This is a genomic window from Variovorax sp. 01T439_2 (assembly GCF_056398445.1).
On sequence record NZ_JBFTPJ010001313.1, the window covers coordinates 1 to 1,130 of the forward strand.

Consider the following 1,130-nt stretch of genomic DNA (forward strand, 5'->3'; position numbering starts at 1 on the left):
GAGGCCAGCATCAGCGCGGCCAGGCGGTGGAACTTGGCCTGCCATGCCGCCGCCAGCGCGCAGACGCCGCCGATCAGCCAGGTCATCGCGAACATCGGCGAGAAGGGCAGCAGCTCGCGGCCGCCGCGGGCGACGGGTGCGGTCCAGAGCGAAGCCGCGGCGCCCGCCGCCGCCACCGCGATCAAGAGCAGCAATTGCGACTGCATGCGCCGCGTGCCCAGCAGGCGGCGGCTGCGCCGGCCGGCCTCGCTGAGCTGCGCGAGCAGGTGCTCGAAGATGGCCTGGCCGTCGAAGCGGTGCAGCAGCGGCGTGTGTTCGAGCTTGCCCTCCGCGCGGCGGCGGCGCTGCGACAGGTAGAGCGCCATGCCACCCGCCAGCGCCACGAAGCTCATCGCCAGCGGCAGGTTGAAGCCGTGCCATACGGCCAGGCTGTATTCGGGCAGCACGCCGCCGACCACCGGCGTGGCGGCCGTGGCCAGCAAGGTGCCGACCGACCAGGCCGGCGCCACGCCCACCACCAGGCAGACCAGCACCAGCAGCTCGACCGGCACGCGCATCCAGTGCGGCGGCTCGTGCGGTTGCCTCGGCACCTCGGGACCGCAGGGCGGGCCGAAGAACACGTCGAACACGAAGCGCGCCGAATAGGCCACGCTGAAGACACCCGCCACGGTGGCAATGACCGGAAGGCTCAGGCTGATCCACGGCGTCGCCTGGATGAACACCGTCTCGGCAAAGAACATTTCCTTCGAGAGAAAGCCGTTGAGCAGCGGCACGCCGGCCATCGATGCGCTCGCGATGATCGCCAGCGTGCCGGTGATCGGCATCAGCCGCAGCAGGCCGCTGAGCTTGCGGATGTCGCGCGTGCCGCTCTCGTGGTCGATGATGCCGGCCGCCATGAAGAGCGATGCCTTGAAGGTCGCGTGGTTGATGATGTGGAACACCGCCGCCACTGCCGCCAGCGGGCTGTTCAGTCCCAGCAGCAGCGTGATGAGCCCGAGGTGCGAGATGGTCGAGTACGCGAGCAGCGCCTTCAGGTCGCGCTGGAACATCGCGACGAAGCCGCCGAGCAGCAGCGTGATCGCCCCCGCGCCGCCCACCAGCCAGAACCACTCTTCGGTACCCGACAGCAC

1 protein-coding gene is annotated in these 1,130 nt (G+C 70.0%); it reads right to left on the reverse strand.

All coding sequences use genetic code 11. The features are described from left to right. On the reverse strand, positions 1-1,130 hold a 1,130-nt coding region (locus AC1DOC_RS34570), incomplete at both ends, for a proton-conducting transporter transmembrane domain-containing protein (protein ID WP_478131698.1).